The following is an 18,794-nucleotide window of genomic DNA, read 5'->3' as shown; positions in this document are numbered from 1 at the left end:
GAGCGGGGAAAATGCTACAGCGATCATCGCGGCCTCCCACTGAGGGACGCGCGGGTCGCGGTGCCCCGACTGGAGCGCCGCGAACGTATGGTTACGATCCCCAGCAAGGCCCAATAAGGCGCGGTAAGTCCTTCACGTCAGGAGAAGGATGGCGCTAGCTTTCGCACATGGGCGTTCCGGCGGCGATCAGGGAGGTAGGGACGTGAAGGTCGGGGTCGTCGGTGCGGGGATCGTTGGCCTGGCCGTCGCCAGGGAGCTGGCGCTGACGCACGGGGCCACGGTGACCGTCCTCGAAAAGGAGGACCGCGTCGGGGCGCACCAGACCGGCCACAACAGCGGAGTGGTCCACGCGGGCATCTACTACAAGCCGGGCTCGCTCAAGGCCGAACTCTGCCGGGACGGGATGGCCCTGCTCAGGGAGTACTGCGCCGAGCACGCCATCGCCTACGACGAGGTCGGCAAGCTCGTGATCGCCTCGACCCCCTCGGAACGCGCCGGGCTGAACGCCATCGCCGAACGGGCCCGCGAGAACGGGGTCCCCGGAATCGCCGAACTGGACGCGCTCGGGCTGCGCGAGATCGAGCCGCACGCCGTCGGGGTGGCCGCGGTGCACTCCCCGCGCACCGCCATCGCCGACTTCCCCGCGGTCGCCCGCCGTCTGGCCAAGGACGTGGAGGAGACGGGCGGCTCGGTGCTGCTGTCCCACCCGGTGCGCGCGCTGCGGGAGACCGCCCGGGGCGTCGAGGTGATCGCGGGACGGCGCAGGCTCGCCTTCGACCGCCTGGTCGTCTGCGCCGGGCTCGGCACCGACAACGTCGCCAGGATGGCGAAGGCGACGGGGAACGTGCGGATCGTGCCCTTCCGCGGTGAGTACTACGCACTGGCCGGGGCCTCGAAGGACCTGGTCAGGGGCCTGATCTATCCGGTTCCCGACCCCCGCTACCCCTTCCTGGGCGTGCACCTGACCCGCAGGATCGACGGTGAGGTGCTGGTCGGCCCCAACGCGGTCATGGCGCTGGCGCTTGAGGGCTACTCCTGGCGTGACATCGATCTCACCGACCTGCGCAGGATCCTGACCTGGAAGGGCACCAGGAAACTGGCCGCCCGCCACTGGCGCACCGGGGTCAGGGAGGTGACCGGCTCGATGCTCAAGAGCTCGTTCCTGACGGCGGCGCGCCGCTACGTCCCCGAACTGACCGGTTCCGACCTGGTCAGGACGACCGGCGGCGTACGGGCCCAGGCCGTGGCAGGGGACGGGAGCATGCTGGACGACTTCGCCGTCGACGTGCACGGCCGGGTGGCGCTGGTGAGAAACGCCCCCTCACCGGCCGCGACCTCCAGTCTTGCGATCGCCAGGCACATCGTGGGGTTAACCTCAGTATTGACCAATTAACTCCTTTTTCATGTGGGCGAGTGAAGATAAACCCGTGACCGATTCTCCCGAGGCTCGCCTCCTGATCGTCGAGGACGAGCCCAACATCCTCGAACTGCTGGCCGCCAGCCTGCGGTTCGCCGGATTCGGGGTGAACACGGCGGGCAGCGGCACCGAGGCCGTCGCCGCGGTTCAGCGTTATCGTCCCGACCTCATCGTGCTCGACGTCATGCTTCCCGACATGGACGGCTTCGACGTCGTACGGCGGTTGCGCGGCGGCGGCAGCGACACGCCCGTGCTCTTCCTGACCGCTCGCGACGCCACCGAGGACAAGATCCGTGGGCTGACGGCGGGCGGGGACGACTACGTGACCAAGCCGTTCAGCCTTGAGGAGGTCGTGGCACGCATCAGGGCGGTGCTGCGCCGTACGGGGGCGGGGGACCTGTTCGCCAGGCCGCCCCGGCTCACCTTCGCCGACATCGAGCTCGACGAGGAGAGCCACGAGGTGTGGCGCGGAGGCAAGCCGGTCTCGCTGTCGCCGACGGAGTTCAAACTGCTGCGCTACTTCATGGTCAACGCGGGACGGGTGCTGTCGAAGGCGCAGATCCTGGACCACGTGTGGGACTACGACTTCCGGGGGGACGTCGGGATCGTCGAGTCCTACGTCTCGGTGCTCCGCAGGAAGATCGACAACGCCGATCCCCGGTTGATCCACACCCTGCGCGGCGTCGGGTACGTGCTCCGGCTGCCCCCGGGACACTGATGAGGCCGATGATCGGAGCCGCTCCGCTCAGGGTCAAACTGATCGCCGTCGTCCTCGTCCTGCTCACCATCGCGCTGGCGTTGATCGGCTTCGGCAGTGTCTCGATCATGCGGGGCTATCTCATCGACCGGGTGGACAGCCAGGCGCAGCTGAACGCGGACAGCGTGATACGCCGTCTGCACCGCAACGGCCCCTCCACACTGGTCGGCAGGCCGGTGCCGTCCGACACCCGGGTGGAGATCCGCGACCCGCACGGTGAGATCGACCTGCTGCTCCAGGGCACCGACGTGGAGAACAAACGGGGCCCCCACCTGCCGGCCTTCGTGAGGAGCTACCCGTTCGAGATCGACGAGTGGCGGGTCCACCGCTTCCCCCTCGACGACGGCGGAAGCGTCGTGGTGGCCGTGGACATGTCCGAGGTCAGGCAGATCGTCGGCCAGCTCGCCCTGGTCGAACTGCTCGGCGGGGGCGGCCTCATGCTGACGCTCGCCGGGGTCGGCGTGGTGATCATCAGGCGGAGCATGCGCCCGCTTGAGGAGATCGAGCGCACCGCCCAGGCCATCGCGGCCGGTGACCTGAGCCGTCGTGTCCCCGCGGCCAACCCGGCGACCGAGGTCGGCAGGCTCGGCCAGTCACTGAACAGCATGCTCGCCCAGATCGAGTCCGCCTTCGAGGCCAGGTCGGAGTCGGAGCTGTCGGCCCGCCGCTCGGAGGAGCGCATGCGCAGGTTCGTCGCCGACGCCTCCCACGAGCTCCGCACGCCGCTGACGTCGATCAGGGGGTTCGCCGAGTTCTACCGGCAGGCCCCCGAGGTCGATCCCGCGCCGCTGATGCGCCGGGTCGAGTCGGAGGCGGTCAGGATGGGCCTGCTCGTGGACGACCTGTTGATGCTGGCCAGACTCGACCAGCAGCGGCCCATGGCCATGCGCCCCGTCGACCTGCTCGCCATCGCCGCCGACGCCACTCACGACGCCCGCATCCTCGCGCCCTCCCGTGAGGTCACGCTCACCGTGGACGGCGCCGCCCTCATCGTCTCCGGCGACGAGGTACGGCTGCGCCAGGTCGTCGGCAACCTGATGAACAACGCCCTGACCCACACCCCGGACGGCACCCCGGTCCGCATGACGCTGTCGGCGCAGGGTTCCATGGCGGTCGTCGAGGTGACCGACGAGGGGCCCGGGCTCAGCGCGGAGCAGTGCGAGCGGGTCTTCGAACGGTTCTACCGGGTCGACTCCTCCCGGGGCCGTCGCGCCCCGGAGGACGGCGGCAGCGGCCTCGGCCTGGCCATCGTGGCCGCTATCGTGGACGCTCACGGCGGCGCCGTCGCCGTGGACTCCGACCTCGGCAAGGGCTCGACCTTCCGGGTGACCCTCCCCCTCGCCCCCGACTCGGCCTGACGACCACGGCGGGACAGAAAGCCGGACACGTCGGGCCGGACGGGGGCGGTACGGGATGAGCCGGCGGCCGGACGGTGGGACAGCATGGCCCCTCCGCCCGGCCGGGTTAGGTTACGAGAGGCCGCCGGGCCAGGTGCCGTCGGGGAAGCCGCCGGCGGTGGCTCCGGTGGGCAGGACCACCCGGTCGTTCTCCGCGAGGCCCGAGGTGATCTCGACGTACTGGTCGCTCCGCACGCCCGTCGTCACCACACGCTCGCCGCCGCCCTGCACGGTGACCCGCGAGACGCCGTCCTTGGTCCGTACGGCCTGCGCGGGCAGGTAGAGGGCGGCCTGGGACTGGGCGACGGTGACGGTGACCGTGGCGGTCTGGCCCACCAGGAGGTCGGCGGGGGCCTCGTCGAAGGCGATCGTGACGCCGTACCTCACGAGCTGGCCGGTGGTCGTCGCGGTCGGCGCGATGTGGGTGACCGTGCCGTCGTACTTCTTGCCGTCCCGGGTGGCCAGGGTGATCGTGGCGCGCTGCCCCAGCTTGAGGCTGCCGATGTCCGACTCGGTGAACAGTGCCTCGATCTGGAGTTCGTCGAGGTCGCCGAGGGTGACGAAGGCGCCGGTGCCCGCCTCGTCCCCGACGGCGCCCGCGACGGACATCACGGTTCCTGCGGCGGGGGCGGTGATCCGGACCCCGTTCAGCTCCTCGCGGGCGTCGGTCAGCTCGGCCTGCGCCCGCTTGACCTGGGCCTGTGCCTGGTCGACGCTGAGTGCCCCCTGCCCGCCGCCGATGCCGTCCGTGCCTTTTGCGCCGCCGTTCCGAAGGCGGGAGGCGTCCTGGCCCTGGGCGTTCTGACCGGTGCCGCGCTTGGCGCCCTGCCCGGTGCCCTGGCCGTTTCCGTTGCCGTTTCCTGTGCCGGTGCCGGTGCACGTGGTGGGGCCGGGGGTGGGCTTTCCTGTGGGCCTCGCGGTGGGCTTTCCACCGGGCTTCTCACCGGGCTTGGTGGTGGGCCTCGGGGTGGGCTTCGCGGTGGGGGTCGCCTCCGGGGCCGTGGGGGCCGGGTTCGAGGGGCCGGAGCGGGTCGGGGTGACCTCGGGGATCGCGGTGACCGTGACCGTCGCGGTCACGGTGACGGTGACCGTGGGGACGGGCGCGGGGTGGCCCGACCCCCCGCCGTGCCGCCTCGCCCTGGTGGTCGGCGTCGATGTCGGTGTCGGTACGGCGGTGGGCCCGGTCTTGACGAGGTATCCGGCGGGCACGACCGCACCCGCCCCGGCCCGGCCCGCTCCGCCACTGGGCAGGGCGGTCGGGGTGACGGCCGGGGCCTCGGTGGGGGTCACGGTGGGGGTCACGGTGGAGGGCACAGTGGGGGAGGGGGTGCCGCCCGGCACCAGTGTCCGGCCGGGCTCGGCCGTACGGCTGCGCCCGGGTGAGGGGTTCGGCGTGGCCGTACCGGTCGGGGACGGGGCTGGGGAGGCCGGTGGACACTGCGCCCCACCGGCCGTGCCGGAACCGGCCTGGCCCTGACCCTGACTTTGGCCCTGGGACTGCCCTTGGGACTGGCCCTGGCCCTGGGACTGCCCTTGGGGCTGGGCCGGGGTGGGGGAGGCGGCTCTATCCTCGGCGGCGTCCAGGGCCTCCTGGGCCGCCGCGAGCTGTGCCTTGGCCGCGCTGTACCGTTCGCGGGCCGGTGCCGAGCCGATGGCGGCGAGCACCTCGCCCCTGCGCACCTTGTCCCCGGCCTTGACGTAGACCTTCCTGACCGTTCCCGAACCGCCGAAGGCCAGTTCCCTGGTCCGTTCGTCCACGGTGTTGCCCGCCGCCGAGACCGCGGCGGTCACGGTTCCGCGCCGGGTGGCGACGAGTTCGGCCCGGGGAGCCCGCTCGGCGCCGTCGTCGAGGGCGTAGAACACGCCCGCGCCCACGAGGACGAGGGCGGCCAGGGCGAGTCCTCCTACGCGCGCGGGTTTCGGGAGGTTGGTCGGTCTCATGGCGGACCATCTTGGCGTGCCCGATTCACTACCTGCTCACAAAAACCTGAATATTTCCTGTATGTCCATATCGGTGGAAGGCTTGCAGGAAACACTCAGCAAGAGTTGGGTTTAGCCCAAGACTGATACGCCAGGGTCGAGCGCTGTGAAGCTGTCGACCAGGCGTAGGACGCTGCTCGTGAACGGGACCCTGGCGGTCCTGTTGCTGGGCGGCGTGGGAATCGCCTTCTCCTCTCTCGGGGGATCCACCTCCTCCTCCGCGGACGCCACCTCGGCCGCGGGCGGTGCGGCACGGGCCGTCACGGTGACCCGGAGTACGGTGACCGCCTCGGTCTCCGCGTCGGGCGCCGTGGAGAGCGCCCAGGCCCGCTCGCTGGGCTTCGGGACGAACGGCACCGTCAAGAAGATCTACGTCGAGGTGGGGGACAAGGTCAGGAAGGGGCAGATCCTGGCCAGGCTGGACGACAGCGCGGCGCGGGAGAGCCTGGACGCCGCCGCGGCGGCACTCGACTCCGCGGACGACGACACCTCGACCGCCGCCCTCTACGCCCAGTACGTCAACGCCAGGAACACCTACCGGGCGGCCGAACGCACGGTGGCGGCGACCGTCATCAAGGCGCCGTTCGCCGGTACGGTCACCGCCGTCAACGGCACGGTCGGCGGCCCCGCGAGCGGCGGCTCCGCGAGCTCCTCGGGTTCCTCCGGCTTCTCGGGTTCCTCGGCGGGCTCCTCGGGAGGTTCGTCGAGGACGGCGAGCGGCTCGACCGGAACGAGTTCGACCGGGTTCGTCGAGCTGGCCGACACCCGAAAACTCCAGCTCGTCGGCACCTTCACCGAGTCGGACATCACCAAGCTCAAGATCGGTCAGAGCGCCGCCGTCACGTTCGACGCGCTGCCCGGCGTCACCGCGACCGGCAAGGTCACCCAGATCCAGCCGACCGCCGCGACCAGCAACAACGTCGTCCAGTATCCGGTGACGATCTCCTTCGTCCAGGTGCCCGCCGAGATCAGGCTCGGCCAGACGGCCACGGTCAAGGTCGCCGTGGGACAGGCGGAGAACGTGCTGGCCGTCCCCTCGACCGTGGTCACCACGACGGGCGGACGCAGCACCGTGACCGTCCTGCGCAACGGCGCCCAGACCCCCGTACAGGTCGAGGTCGGGGTCAGGGGCGACACGCTCACCGAGATCACCTCCGGACTCGCCGAGGGCGACCAGGTCGTCCGCCCGGCCGCGACCGGGACCAACCAGCAGGGCGGCTTCCCCGGCCTCGGCGGCGGTGGAGGCGGCGGCAACCGTGGCGGCGGGCTCGGGGGCGTCAGATGACCGCCCCCGTCCTGGCGCTCACCGACATCACCAAGGTGTACGGCAGGGGCGACGCCGAGGTCAGGGCCCTGCGCGGGGTCTCGCTCACCGTCGAGCGGGGTGACTACGTGGCCGTCATGGGCGCCTCGGGCTCGGGCAAGTCCACGCTCATGAACATCCTGGGCTGCCTGGACGTCCCCTCCTCCGGCAGTTACCTCATCGACGGCGTGGACGTCGGGAGCCTGGACGAACGCAGGCTCGCCATCCTGCGCAACCGCAAGATCGGGTTCGTCTTCCAGTCGTTCAACCTCATCCCGAGGATGAGCGCGCTGGCCAACGTCGAACTGCCCATGGCCTACGGCGGGGTCACCGCCCAGGAGCGCCGGGCCCGCGCGCTGGCCGCCCTGGAGCAGGTCGGCCTGTCCGACCGGGTACGGCACGAGCCCAACGAACTGTCCGGCGGCCAGCAGCAGCGCGTCGCCGTGGCCAGGGCGCTGGTCACCTCCCCGGCCCTGCTGCTCGCCGACGAGCCGACCGGCAACCTCGACACCAAGGCGACCGGGGATGTGCTGGAGATCCTCGACGGACTGAGCGAGTCCGGCCGTACGATCGTGCTCATCACCCACGAGGACGACGTCGCCGCGCACGCCAAGCGGGTCATCCGCCTGGTGGACGGGCTGATCGTGGACGACCGCCGCCAGGCGCCGGTCGGCGGCCCCCCGCCCCGTTCGGCCGTCAGGCTCCAGTCCACGCCGGGAGGCGCCTCGTGAGCAGGCTGGAGATCCTGCGCTTCGCGCTGCGCGGCCTCGCCGCCAACAAGCTGCGCAGCTTCCTGACCACCCTGGGCATCCTGATCGGGGTCGCCGCGGTGATCCTGCTGGTCGCCTTCGGCGAGGGCGCCTCGCAGAGCATCCAGAAGAGCATCCAGCGGCTCGGGGCCAACACCCTGACCGTCTCCGCCTCCTTCGCCGGGGGCGGGATCGGCGGCCCCGTCGGGGTCGGGTCCTCCCGGCAGGGCAACGGCCCCCGTACCCAGGCCAGGCAGCTCACCCTCGACGACGCCAAGGCGCTGGCCGACCCCGAGCAGGTGCCCTCGGCCAGGAGCGTCTCCCCGGTGGTGAGCACCGGTTCGGCGACCGCCGTACGGGACGGGGCCAGTCACACGATCTCCCAGCTCGTCGGCACCTACCCCAGCTACTTCGAGGCGATGAACAAGCCCGTCGAGACCGGTTCCTACTTCGTCAACGACGACGTGCTCGCGGCGCGGAAGGTCATGGTGATCGGCAAGACGGTCGCCGACGAGCTGTTCGGCACGACCAGCCCGGTCGGCGAGCAGGTCAGCGTCTCCGGGGTGCCGTTCACGGTGATCGGGGTGCTGAAGACGTCGGGTTCCTCCGGCTTCGGCTTCCAGGACGCCGACGACGTGGCCATCGTGCCGCTGCCGGCCGTACAGCAGAGCCTGACGGGCTTCGGCGCGCTCAGCTCGATCGTGGTGCAGGCGACCGGGTCCGACACGACCACCTCGGCGCAGAACGAGGTGACCGCGGTGCTCAACCAGCGCCACGGCATCACCCCGACGGGTGGCGCGGACTACCGCATCCTGAACCAGGCGACCCTGCAGGAGACGGTCAGTTCGACCGTGGGGATCTTCACCAGCCTGCTCGGCGCGGTCGCCGCGATCTCGCTGCTCGTCGGCGGCATCGGCATCACGAACATCATGCTGGTCACCGTGACCGAGCGGACCAGGGAGATCGGCATCAGGAAGGCGATCGGCGCGCCCAGGAGCGCCATCCTCGGCCAGTTCCTGCTTGAGGCGACGGTGCTGAGCCTGCTCGGCGGGCTGACGGGTGTCGCGATCGCCTTCGTCGGCACCCGCTTCACGATCGCCGGCATCGAACCGGTGCTCGTGCCGTCGTCGATCGTGCTGGCCCTGGGTGTCTCCGTGGGCATCGGGCTGTTCTTCGGCGGTTATCCGGCGAACCGGGCGGCCAAGCTCAGGCCCATCGAGGCACTGCGCCACGAGTGAGCCACAGACGACCTGTACGACCTACGCGAGGAGAAGAGATGGGCGACGGCGCGGACGACAGGACCCCGGCGCGGGAGTTGCTTGAGACCTCCCCGTTCAAGGGCGACCTGGACGGTGAGCTCGCGGCCGGGCGTAAGCGTGGGATCTCCAGACTCACGCTGGTGCTCGGCGCGGCCCTCGCGCTCGTCGTCGGGGTGATCGTGGGCATCCAGGCGCAGAAGGCGTTCGGCGGGCCGACCGGCGACCGGACCGCCGCGATGCGGCAGGGCCCCGGTGGTTACGGGGTTCCCGGCGGTTACGGCGGACGCGGTGGGTTCGGCGGCCAAGGCAGTGGCCAAGGCAGCGGCCAAAGCAGTGGCCAGGGGAACGGCCAGGGCGGGTTCGGCAACGGACAGCGGGGCGGGCAGGGGGGTGTGACCGTCGGCACCGTGCAGAAGGTCGAGGGCGGCAAGGTCTACCTTCAGCAGCAGGACGGGACCGTCGTCACCGTGAACACCACCGACCAGACGAACGTGCGGATCTCCAAGCAGGGCAAGGTAGGCGACCTGACCACGGGCGGCACGGTCGTCGTGCAGGGCGCCAAGGGCGCGGACGGCTCCGTGACCGCGACCGCGATCAACGAGGGCGGGGTCCGACGATGACGATCTCCTCTCTCAGGAAACGTTCAGCCGGACCTGAGCTGCGTTCCAGGGGGGTGAGCAAGCCTCGTGATGTGCTGGACAAGGTCGAAGCCAGGTTGCTGATCGTCGACGACGAGCCGAACATCCGCGAGCTGCTCTCCGTCAGCCTGCGCAGATCCGGCTTCGAGGTGGTGACGGCGGCGGACGGCAGGGAGGCCGTGCACTTCGCCGAGCGGATCCGCCCCGACCTGGTCGTGCTGGACGTGATGCTGCCGGACATGGACGGGTTCACGGTCGCCGGGCGGCTGCGGGCGATGGGCGGGCAGATCCCCGTCCTCTTCCTGACCGCCAGGGACGCGACCGACGACAAGGTCACCGGCCTGCGGGTCGCCGACGACTACGTGACCAAGCCGTTCAGTCTTGAGGAGGTCCTGGCCCGCATCCGGGCCGTGCTGCGCCGTACGAGGGGGGATCTGGACCTTCCTGTCCGGTTGAAGGTCGCCGACCTGGAGCTGGACGAGGAGGCGCACCAGGTCTGGCGCGCGGGCAAGGCCGTACGGCTCTCGCCGACGGAGTTCAAGCTGCTGCACTACTTCATGGTCAACACGGGCAGGGTGCTGTCCAAGGCGCAGATCCTCGACCACGTCTGGAACTACGACTTCGGGGGAGACGCCGGGGTTGTCGAGTCCTATGTCTCCTATCTCCGTCGAAAGGTGGATATGGCCGAACCGAGGCTCATACACACCTTGCGGGGGGTTGGGTATGTCCTTCGGCCGCCTCAGAGTGGTTGAATATTCAGCGGACATTCAGCTTCGGCTCAAGTGACGCTGAGCTTCGGGTGTTCCAATGAACAGCGAGTGACCCCCGATCACCCCGCGGTCGCGCGGAAGGGTCGGGCTCGCCTCCAGCTGCGGGGGAGACGAGCTCGGACGTAGCCCTCACGCGGACTTCGGGGTTAAGGCCCCACCGCTCTACCGGGTTCGCCCCCGTGATCCGGTCGAGCGGTGGGGCAAAACCATGTCTAGGGGGCATTTACCGGGGAAAACCGCTCCTATGAGCCGGAGCGACGGGTTGCTCGCGGCGCTGCGCGAGCTGCGGCGCCATCTCGACCGCGACCTGTTCCCCCTGGCGGCCGGAGACGCGCGGGCCGGGCGCGCCGCCCAGAAGGAACTGGCCGGTCAGCTCGACGACTACCTGATCCCCCGGCTCACCGCGCTCGACGCCCCGCTGCTGGCCGTCGTCGGCGGCTCGACCGGGGCGGGCAAGTCCACCCTGGTCAACTCCGTCGTCGGCGCCGACGTCACCGAACCCGGCGTGCTGCGGCCGACCACACTCGCGCCCACCCTGGTGACCAGCCCCGCCGACGAGGCGTGGTTCACCGCCCAGCACGTCCTGCCGGGCCTGCCACGGGTGACCGGAGCCCGAGGGCAGCCGGGCACACTGCGCGTGGTCACCGCGCCCTCCCTGCCCGCGGGCCTGGCCCTGCTCGACGCGCCGGACATCGACTCGGTCGTGGCCGCCAACCGCGAACTCGCCGCCCAGTTGCTCGCCGCGGCCGACCTGTGGCTGTTCACGACCACCGCCGCCCGCTACGCGGACGAGGTGCCGTGGGGCTTCCTGCGCGCGGCCAGGGAACGCAGCACCGCGCTCGCGGTCGTGCTGTCACGGGTGCCCCCCGAGGCCATGGGCGTCGTCAGGAAGGACCTGGCCAGGCTCCTCGAAGAGAACGGCCTCGGCGGGACCCGGCTGTTCGAGGTGCCCGAGCTGACCCTGCCCGAGGAGAACGGCCGCCTGCCGCGCCCCGCCGTACGGGAGGTCGCCGACTGGCTGACCGGTATCGCCGCCGACTCGCGGGCCCGCGCCGAGGTGGTGCGCCAGACCCTGTCCGGGGCGCTGGAGAGCCTCGCCGTACGGGTGCCCGCCCTGGCCGACGCCGTCGACCACCAGCACGCCGCCGCCAGGGAACTGCGCTCGCTGACGGCCGACGCCTACACCTTCGGCCTGACCGCCTTCGACGAGGGCATGCTCGACGGGTCGCTGCTGCGCGGCGAGGTGCTGGCCCGCTGGCAGGACTTCATCGGCACCGGAGACCTGATGCGCTCCCTGGAGAGCAGGGTCGGCCGGTTCAGGGACCGCCTGGTCGCACTGGTCACCGGCCGTCCCGCTCCGGAGAACGACCTGCGGATCGCGTTGGAGAGCGGGGTCGAGGCACTGATCAGGGCCTCGGCCGACGGCGCCGCGGAACGCGCGCTCGACGCCTGGACCGCGCGTCCCACGGGCCGTGCCCTGCTTGAGGAGGCGGGGGTCGTGACGGCGGGACGCCTCGGCAGGGCCTCGGCCGACCTGCCCGCCAGGGCCGAGGCGGCGGTCAGGGGCTGGCAGGGGTACGTGCTCGACCTGGTCCGTGAGGAGGGCGCCGACCGGCGGAGCGTGGCGAGGTTCACCTCCTACGGCGTCAACGGCGCCGGGCTGCTGCTGATGCTCGCGGTGTTCGCCTCGACGGGCGGCCTGACCGGGATCGAGGTCGGCATCGCCGGAGGCACCAGCGTGCTCAGCCAGAAGCTCCTTGAGGCGGTCTTCGGGGACCAGGCCGTGCGCACCCTCACCGTCAAGGCCCGCACCGACCTGCGTGCCAGGGTGGCCATCCTGCTCAACGAGGAGGCCGACCGGTTCACCGGCCTCCTGGACGCCGTCGAACCACCGGGGGAGGCCGGTCCCGCGCTACGGGAGGTGGCGCGGGCCGTACAGGACCGCCGAGGGGAGCTTCCGGCGACCGGGGACGGACCCGGAGACGGGCCGCCGCGTGAGGTTCCCGGGGGCGGACCTGGGGAGGTGGAGGGGTGGTGAAGCTGCTGCGCCGTAAGGAGTCCGCCTCCCTCGACGACCGGCTCGACGCGCTGGCCAGGGCGGCGGACCTGGCCGACGGGCGACTGGACGAGGACGCGGTCGCCGGGGCGCGTTCCGTGGTCACCCGCGCGGGCGTACGGCGTGGCCTGTCGGTCGGGCACACCGTGGTCGCGCTGGCCGGGGCCACGGGAAGCGGCAAGTCGTCGCTGTTCAACGCGCTGTCCGGTACCGACCTGGCCACGGTCGGGGTGACCAGGCCGACCACCTCGACCGCGCAGGCCGCGCTCTGGGAGGGCGAGGGGGCGGCGCCGCTGCTCGACTGGCTCCGGGTGCCCCGCCGCCACGAGGTGCCGCACGTCGAAAGCGAGGCGGCCGGGCTGATCCTGCTCGACCTGCCCGACCACGACTCGATCGAGCCGTCGCACCGCGTCGAGGTCGATCGGCTGGTCGAGATGGTCGACCTGCTGGTGTGGGTGCTCGACCCGCAGAAGTACGCCGACGCGGCCGTCCACGACCGCTACCTGCGCCCGCTCTCCGGGCACCGGGACGTGACGGTCGTCGTGCTCAACCAGGTCGACCGGCTCAGCCGGGACGCCGCCCGGCGCTGTCTCGACGACCTGCGGCGGCTGCTCGGTGAGGACGGCCTCGGCGGGGTGCCGCTGCTCGGGGTCTCCGCGCGCACCGGGGAGGGCATGCGCGAACTCGGCGCCCTGCTGGCCGCCCGGGTCACCGACCGGCGCTCGTGGGCCGCCCGCCTCGCCGCCGACGTCGGTACGGCCGCCGCCCGCCTCGACACCGCCTCGGGAACCGGCTCCGGCCCCCGGGAGAACGTCGAAGGCCTGGCCGGACCGTTGACCGCCGCGTTGTCCGAGGCGGCCGGGGTACCGGTCGTCGTCAGGGCGGTGGCCACCTCGCACCGGCACCGTTCGATCGTCGCGACCGGCTGGCCGCCGACCCGGTGGCTGCGCCGCCTCCGTCCCGACCCGCTGCGCCGCCTGCGTCTCGCCGTCCAGGCGGAAACCGCCCGGACCGGGACCGCCCAGGCCGGAGGGCTGGTCGGCCGTACGTCGATGCCCGTCGCGTCCACCGTGCAGCGCTCCAGGATGGACACCGCGATCCGCAGGACCGCCGACACCGCCGCCGAGGGGCTGTCCGAGCCGTGGGCGACGGCCGTGCGGCGGGCGGCCAGGGCACACGGGGACGAGCTTGAGGACGGCCTCGACCGGGCGATCGCCGCCACGTCGCTCGGCTCGGCCCGGCGGCCCGTGTGGTGGCGGGTGGTCGGGGCGGCGCAGTGGCTGGTGTTCGCGGTCACGCTGGCGGGTGGCCTGTGGTTGCTCGGCCTGGCGGGCCTGGACTACCTCAGGCTGCCCCGGCCGGACCTGCCGACGGTGGGGGAGGTGCCCTGGCCGACGGCGCTGCTGGTCGGCGGCGCCCTGCTGGGGCTGCTGATCGCCGGACTCTCACGGCTGGCGGCCTGGGCGGGCGGCCGTCGCAGGGCGCGCAGGGCGGAACGGGCGCTGCGGGCGAACGTGGACCAGGTGGCCAGGGACCTCGTGCTGGATCCGATCGGCGACGAGGTCACCCGCTACCGGGACTTCACCGAGGCCGTCGCCTGCGCCCGTTCCGAGAACAGGAACGAGAAACGCTGAAGCGGGAAATTCCAGGGAGGCGTCCGTCGCGGAAGGTTCCCCCGCGTCAGCACTGGGCGGCATGACCGGCGTTGTAACCGTCCACCCAGCCTTTCCTGTCCCAGCTGTCCGATTCCTCGTAGGAGAAGCTCGCGGCCTTGTCGCACATGCGGGCCGAGTCGGCGTACCCCTTCTCGTAGGCCTGCTGGTAGGCCGGTGGCTTGTCACCGGGGGCCGTCACCCGCGCCGATGCGGTGCTGGCGGGGAGGAACGCGACGCCGGAGAGGGCGAGAGCGGCGAGAAGCGCCGGGCTGGGACGATGCCTGCGGTCCATGGAATCCTCCTCTGACCAGGCCCCCGGAACGTTCGCCGGAGGACACGATCGACAAGCCCAGAATACGAAGCGATTTGTCCGTTAAGTCGGATTTATGGATTTATTTGGAAGGCCTTTTCCGGCCCATATCCGGCAGCGCGGAAGCCCCGAACCCGGTCCTCGGAAAGATTGCCGTTCACGGGGGTTGGGCACGCAGGACGGGTTGACGGCGGCGGCCGGAGGTGATGGAATCCCGCCTCAGCGTCGCAGTGCACCCGGCAAGGAGATCGCCGAGGGCATGGAGGCGCCGAAACATGGGACGACCATGGAAACCCCCACCAACCCGGGCGATCGCCTCGCGGCGTTCGGCAACCAGCTGATCGAGGTGCACGACTGGCTCCGCGAGGAGCTGACCAGGCTCGGCGACGACGTCGACACCTACCTCGAAGGCCGCATGGAGCGGCCACGGCGACTGCGGGCGCACTGCCTGGCCTTCTGCTCCGCGCTGACCCTGCACCACACCGGCGAGGACGCCGGAGCCTTCCCCGCCCTCGCCGGGAGATTCCCCGAACTGCGCCCCGTCATCGAGCAGCTCGAACACGACCACCAGCTCGTCGCCGGCATCCTGCGCGACCTGGAGAACCTGGTCGAGGGACTCGGCGACCGGCCTCCCGGCCCCGAGGAGGCACGGCGGGTGCGCGACACCCTCGACGGCCTGACCGCCATCCTTGAGTCGCACTTCACCTACGAGGAGAGGAAGATCGTCGCGGCCCTCGACGCGCTCGGCTCCCCCGGCGACCCCGACTTCAGGCCGCCCGCCTGGCTCGAATCCCTCGGGAACGACTAGTCAGGAAGACCGTTTCCTGCAAGACGCCTGCCGTACGGCCCGGCGACGATGGGGGCCATGAGCATTGATCTCGCCGCGGCGACGTCCTTCATGGCCACCCACGCGCGTGTCCTCGACCGCCGGCGTTTCGAACTGTTGACGGGCCGGGCCGACCCCGGTGCCGTGCTGGCCGCGCTCGACGGCTACCGCAACGCCGACGGCGGTTACGGCTGGGGCCTTGAGGCCGACCTGCGCTCGCCGGAGAGCCAGCCGGGCGCCGCGTTGCACGCCTTCGAGGTGTTCGGGGACGTCGCCCCGGTCACCACCGGGCGGGCCGTCGAGCTGTGCGACTGGCTTGGGACGGTCACGCTGCCCGACGGCGGGCTGCCCTTCGCCCTGCCGTTGACCGTCCGGGAGGGAACCGCCCCCTGGTGGGCGGCCGGGGCCGCGACCCCGGGCTCGTCGTTGCAGATCACCGCCGTGACGGCGGCCGCCGCGCACCGCGTCGCCGTACACGACCGGGGGGTGGCCGGGCACCCGTGGCTGGCCCGTGCCACCCGCCACTGCCTGGACGTGATCGGGGCGATCGAGGAACGGCCCTCCGCCTACGTGCTGCTCTTCGCCGTACTGTTCCTCGACGCCGTGCACGACACCCACCCCGAGGCGGCCGGGCTCCTGCGGCGGCTGGGGGAGCACGTCCCCGCGGACGGCGTGGTGGCCGTCGAGGGCGGCACCGAGAACGAGGTGCTGCGCCCGCTGGACTTCGCGCCCCTGCCGGGCCGTCCCGCACGTGCCCTCTTCACGCCGGAGGTGATCGCCGCCGACCTGGAGCGCCTGGCCGGGGAGCAGCGGGACGACGGCGGATGGACCGTCGAGTACGCCAGGATCTCCCCGGCCGGTGTGCTCGACTGGCGTGGACACGCCACCGTCCACGCCGTCGAACTCCTGCGCCGCAACGGAACCCTGGCCCTCAGCGAACCGGCCTGAGCCGCCACAGTGAGGTGACCTCGGCGGCGCGGGCCGCGTGCAGCGGGTCCTTCGGATCGGTCGCCCCCGGGTGCCGGGGCCGTGCCTCCAGCCTGTCCGTCACCCGCAGCCCCGCCGACCCGAAGGCGGCCAGTAGCTCGGCACGGGTCCGCAGGGCCAGGTGTTCGGCCAGGTCGGACAGGATCAGCCAGCCCTCACCCTCCGGTTCGAGACGCTCGGCGAGCCCGTTCAGGAAACCCCGGAGCACACGACCGCCCGGATCGTAGACCGCGTGGTCGAGCGGGGAGCACGGCTCGGCGGGCAGCCACGGCGGGTTGCAGACGACGAGCGGAGCGCGCCCCGGGGGGAAGAGGTCGGCGCGCACGACGTCGATCCGGCCGGTCAGTCCCAGCCGTTCGACGTTGTCGCGGGCGCACGCCACGGCACGCGGGTCCTGGTCGGTCGCCACCAGCCGTTCGACACCCCGGCGGGCGAGGATCGCGGCGAGCACGCCGGTCCCGGTGCCGACGTCGAACGCCAGCGACCGCGACGGGAGCGGCGCGCGGGCGACCAGGTCGGCGTACTCCCCTCTGACCGGGGAGAAGACGCCGTAGTGCGGGTGGATCCGCCCGCCGAGCGCGGGCACCTCGACCCCCCTGCCGCGCCACTCGCAGGCGCCGACGACGCCGAGCAACTCGGGCAGCGAGACCACCGAGGGTCCTCGCGCGGGGCCGTACACCTGAGTGCAGGCCCGCCGTACGTCCGGGGCACGCCGCAGGGGTACGGCGTGCTCGTGGTCGAGCGGCACCAGCAGCCTGCCCAGGACGACGGCACGCCGGGAACGGGCCTGACGGTGCAGGTGGAAGGCCCGCGCCGGGGATATCGGGGAGACAGCCGCCTCGGACGGCGCCCGTTCCACGCGTCGCGCCATGGCGCGCATGAGCTGTCGGGCGTTGTGGAAGTCGCCGCGCCACAGCAGTCCTACGCCCTGGCGGGCCAGCCGGTACGCGGCGTCGGCGGTGAGCCGGTCGTCGGCGACCAGCACGCGGGCGGGCGGTGGCGAGCCGTTCTCGGAACGCCAGAGAGCGGACCGGGGCTCGCCGCCCTCGGTCCAGTGAATCGTGAGCACTCGGGGCTCCTCATGATCGAACCAGTGATGGTCATGAAGAGCGCCTCGTCGCGGTGTGGACGGTCTCCCGCCTGGTGACGGCGGGTTCTCGGCTCAGCGGGTGACGGCCTCCCGCGAGGAAGCGCGCGACGGGACGTCACCGAGCACCATGCCGGGCGGTGGGAAGGACACGATCGACCTCCTCGTGGGGACGGGAACAACAAGGTATGACAGACCGGCCTGTGGGCACTCCGCCGGGGAGCATGGGGCCGGAGCCAGGCGGTTCCGGCCCGCACCTCCACCCGCGAGCAGGTCACCCCCAGCGCTTGGCGGCGTCCTCCTCGGTGAGGCCGGCCAGGGCGACGAGGAGCCGGTGAAGCTGGTCGTCGCCCTGTGACCTCGCCTTCTTCGCCGCGAGATAGGCCTTGGGCTCGAACTCGTGGTTCGCCTGGGCGGTCTTCAGCACCTCGACGAGGATGTCCCGGACGTTGCGCTCACCCTTGATGGTGTAGCGGGTCAGCAGGTGCTCCACGTGGTCGGCGTAGCTGAGGAGCACCCGGGGGGCGGCGCCCGCCGAGACCACGACGGTGTCGCTGGGGCCGGCGATGTGGCACCTGGCGTGCTCGTAGAAGACCCTGGTGTGCGCCGCGCCGAGGTGGTCGAGCGCGCCCAGGACGCTCTGGACCGAGCTGCCCCTGCCGGTCAGCGTGTCCTCGGCGGTGAACAGGACGACGCTCAGCTCGCCGGGCGTGCCGAGAACGGCCCCGGCCTTGATCACGTCCGTGAAGAACTCCGTGACGCGCTCGGCGATCCGCTCCGGGGGCGTGCTCGAATCGGCGTGGGACAGGTAGGAGATGCCCGCCGTACGGCTCCACATGGCCAGCGCGGTGCAGGTGTGGATGCGCGTGGTCCACGCCCGCTCGGGGCCGACGTAGTAGTAGAGCTGCCTGGCCGGGAAGTCGGACTTGTCCTCGGCGTCCTGCTCGATCGAGATGCCCAGGTCGGACAGGTCGGCGGGGGCGCTCTCCGTCAGGTCCACGAGGTCGGTCCGGCGTGCCGGGGTGCCGATGACGAGTCCGAGCGCGGCCACCCTGTTCACCTCGTCGGGGGTGCCGTAGAACCGGACGCGGGTGCGCTCGGGGTAGGCGTCCCGTAACGCGGGGCTCAGCGGGATGAGCCTTCCGGCCTCGTCGTCGACGGCGTTCCCGGCGATGGTCATGCCGACCAGGCCCTGGGTGATGGAGCCGACGGTCCTGGGGCCGGCGAGGGTGTAGGTCACCAGACTCCCCACGGGGTGGTTCCTGAGGTCGGCCGGGATGTCGTAGGTCGCCTCGGTCTTGAGGTCGCGCAGAACCCCTGGGGTCATGAAGATGCAGCCGCTCGGCATGTAACGCTCCAAAGTGGGGGTGACCCGTTGCCGGGAATCCGAATGGTCCAGACGGGAAGGATGGGGTCGGCCCCGGACCCCAGGGAAATCCACGCTGGCGAAAGCGGACCGAAGAGGCGAATACGGACCCGCTAATTATGGATGACCGGGACTCTCGCAGCGTAACACCGGCAAGCCTCGCAGAACAGTGAGCGCTTTTCCTCCTCTGATGGCCTGTCTTGCCAGGGTCGTGGCGTGGTTTTCCGGGGGCCTCGG

The 18,794-nt window shown here is 71.6% G+C and carries 16 protein-coding genes; 12 read left to right on the top strand and 4 right to left on the bottom strand.

The features are described from left to right. The first annotated feature begins 202 nt into the window (after positions 1-202). Genes lhgD through ABT340_RS30415 form a run of 3 tightly spaced genes read left to right on the top strand, consistent with a single transcriptional unit; the run spans position 203 to position 3,532 of the window. Entirely contained in the window at positions 203-1,393 is a 1,191-nt protein-coding gene (lhgD, locus tag ABT340_RS30425; protein WP_352014290.1) for an L-2-hydroxyglutarate dehydrogenase, read from the top strand. Between the two features lie 34 nt (positions 1,394-1,427). Beyond that, complete coding sequence (locus ABT340_RS30420; RefSeq protein WP_352014289.1) at positions 1,428-2,135, top strand: response regulator transcription factor; 708 nt, start codon at positions 1,428-1,430, stop codon at positions 2,133-2,135. A gap of 8 nt (positions 2,136-2,143) precedes the next feature. Continuing rightward, the gene (locus ABT340_RS30415; RefSeq protein ID WP_352014288.1) at positions 2,144-3,532 is read left to right on the top strand and encodes a sensor histidine kinase; all 1,389 of its coding nucleotides are present in this window, start codon (positions 2,144-2,146) and stop codon (positions 3,530-3,532) included. 111 nt (positions 3,533-3,643) lie between these two features. Here ABT340_RS30415 and ABT340_RS30410 read toward each other — a convergent pair whose 3' ends face one another. Next, positions 3,644-5,512, bottom strand: a complete 1,869-nt coding sequence (locus tag ABT340_RS30410; RefSeq protein WP_352014287.1) for an efflux RND transporter periplasmic adaptor subunit — start codon at positions 5,510-5,512, stop codon at positions 3,644-3,646. Positions 5,513-5,690: 178 nt separating this feature from the next. Between ABT340_RS30410 and ABT340_RS30405 the strand changes: the two genes are divergently transcribed. From ABT340_RS30405 to ABT340_RS30375, 7 genes are all read left to right on the top strand, one after another. Then, a complete protein-coding gene (locus ABT340_RS30405) occupies positions 5,691-6,836 on the top strand; it encodes an efflux RND transporter periplasmic adaptor subunit (RefSeq protein WP_352014286.1) in 1,146 nt (381 codons plus the stop codon). After that, positions 6,833-7,585, top strand: coding sequence for an ABC transporter ATP-binding protein (locus tag ABT340_RS30400; protein ID WP_352014285.1), 753 nt, complete (start codon positions 6,833-6,835; stop codon positions 7,583-7,585). Before ABT340_RS30405 ends, ABT340_RS30400 begins: the two co-directional genes overlap by 4 nt. Continuing rightward, positions 7,582-8,841: an ABC transporter permease gene (locus tag ABT340_RS30395; RefSeq protein WP_352014284.1), complete on the top strand. Its 1,260-nt coding sequence runs from the start codon at positions 7,582-7,584 to the stop codon at positions 8,839-8,841. Before ABT340_RS30400 ends, ABT340_RS30395 begins: the two co-directional genes overlap by 4 nt. Positions 8,842-8,879: 38 nt before the next feature. Next, entirely contained in the window at positions 8,880-9,482 is a 603-nt protein-coding gene (locus ABT340_RS30390) for a hypothetical protein (protein ID WP_352014283.1), read from the top strand. A gap of 53 nt (positions 9,483-9,535) precedes the next feature. Then, complete coding sequence (locus ABT340_RS30385; RefSeq protein WP_352014282.1) at positions 9,536-10,252, top strand: response regulator transcription factor; 717 nt, start codon at positions 9,536-9,538, stop codon at positions 10,250-10,252. 262 nt (positions 10,253-10,514) lie between these two features. Beyond that, complete coding sequence (locus ABT340_RS30380; RefSeq protein WP_352014281.1) at positions 10,515-12,308, top strand: GTPase family protein; 1,794 nt, start codon at positions 10,515-10,517, stop codon at positions 12,306-12,308. Continuing rightward, on the top strand, positions 12,302-13,960 hold the full coding sequence (locus tag ABT340_RS30375; protein ID WP_352014280.1) for a GTPase: 1,659 nt from the start codon (positions 12,302-12,304) through the stop codon (positions 13,958-13,960). Before ABT340_RS30380 ends, ABT340_RS30375 begins: the two co-directional genes overlap by 7 nt. 46 nt (positions 13,961-14,006) lie before the next feature. On the opposite strand, the gene ABT340_RS30370 is transcribed toward ABT340_RS30375, so the two are convergent. After that, complete coding sequence (locus ABT340_RS30370; protein WP_352014279.1) at positions 14,007-14,273, bottom strand: hypothetical protein; 267 nt, start codon at positions 14,271-14,273, stop codon at positions 14,007-14,009. 304 nt (positions 14,274-14,577) lie between these two features. Here ABT340_RS30370 and ABT340_RS30365 point away from each other — a divergent pair, with 304 nt between their 5' ends. Both ABT340_RS30365 and ABT340_RS30360 read left to right on the top strand, forming a co-directional pair. Continuing rightward, positions 14,578-15,099, top strand: a complete 522-nt coding sequence (locus ABT340_RS30365) for a hemerythrin domain-containing protein (RefSeq protein ID WP_352014278.1) — start codon at positions 14,578-14,580, stop codon at positions 15,097-15,099. A 57-nt stretch (positions 15,100-15,156) separates the two neighbouring features. Then, positions 15,157-16,065 carry a hypothetical protein gene (locus ABT340_RS30360; RefSeq protein WP_352014277.1) on the top strand — a complete coding sequence of 303 codons (909 nt, stop codon included), beginning with the start codon at positions 15,157-15,159 and terminating at the stop codon, positions 16,063-16,065. Here ABT340_RS30360 and ABT340_RS30355 read toward each other — a convergent pair. Together ABT340_RS30355 and ABT340_RS30350 are read right to left on the bottom strand one after the other, a co-directional pair. Next, the gene (locus ABT340_RS30355) at positions 16,049-17,173 is read right to left on the bottom strand and encodes a methyltransferase (RefSeq protein ID WP_352014276.1); all 1,125 of its coding nucleotides are present in this window, start codon (positions 17,171-17,173) and stop codon (positions 16,049-16,051) included. The genes ABT340_RS30360 and ABT340_RS30355 overlap by 17 nt on opposite strands. 292 nt (positions 17,174-17,465) lie before the next feature. After that, positions 17,466-18,539: a hypothetical protein gene (locus ABT340_RS30350; protein WP_352014275.1), complete on the bottom strand. Its 1,074-nt coding sequence runs from the start codon at positions 18,537-18,539 to the stop codon at positions 17,466-17,468. Positions 18,540-18,794 lie beyond the last annotated feature (255 nt).

Origin of the sequence: Streptosporangium sp. NPDC000239 (genome assembly GCF_040300765.1) — a bacterium.
Lineage (GTDB): Bacteria > Actinomycetota > Actinomycetes > Streptosporangiales > Streptosporangiaceae > Streptosporangium.
This window is presented reverse-complemented; position numbering and strand designations above follow the sequence as displayed.

Coding starts and splice junctions, on each gene's coding strand:
- ABT340_RS30415 (WP_352014288.1), top strand. CDS start 2,144: ATGATCGGAGCCGCTCCGCTCAGGGTCAAACTGATCGCCGTCGTCCTC.
- ABT340_RS30410 (WP_352014287.1), bottom strand. CDS start 5,512: ATGAGACCGACCAACCTCCCGAAACCCGCGCGCGTAGGAGGACTCGCC.
- ABT340_RS30400 (WP_352014285.1), top strand. CDS start 6,833: ATGACCGCCCCCGTCCTGGCGCTCACCGACATCACCAAGGTGTACGGC.
- ABT340_RS30390 (WP_352014283.1), top strand. CDS start 8,880: ATGGGCGACGGCGCGGACGACAGGACCCCGGCGCGGGAGTTGCTTGAG.
- ABT340_RS30380 (WP_352014281.1), top strand. CDS start 10,515: ATGAGCCGGAGCGACGGGTTGCTCGCGGCGCTGCGCGAGCTGCGGCGC.
- ABT340_RS30370 (WP_352014279.1), bottom strand. CDS start 14,273: ATGGACCGCAGGCATCGTCCCAGCCCGGCGCTTCTCGCCGCTCTCGCC.
- ABT340_RS30365 (WP_352014278.1), top strand. CDS start 14,578: ATGGAAACCCCCACCAACCCGGGCGATCGCCTCGCGGCGTTCGGCAAC.
- ABT340_RS30360 (WP_352014277.1), top strand. CDS start 15,157: ATGAGCATTGATCTCGCCGCGGCGACGTCCTTCATGGCCACCCACGCG.
- ABT340_RS30350 (WP_352014275.1), bottom strand. CDS start 18,539: ATGCCGAGCGGCTGCATCTTCATGACCCCAGGGGTTCTGCGCGACCTC.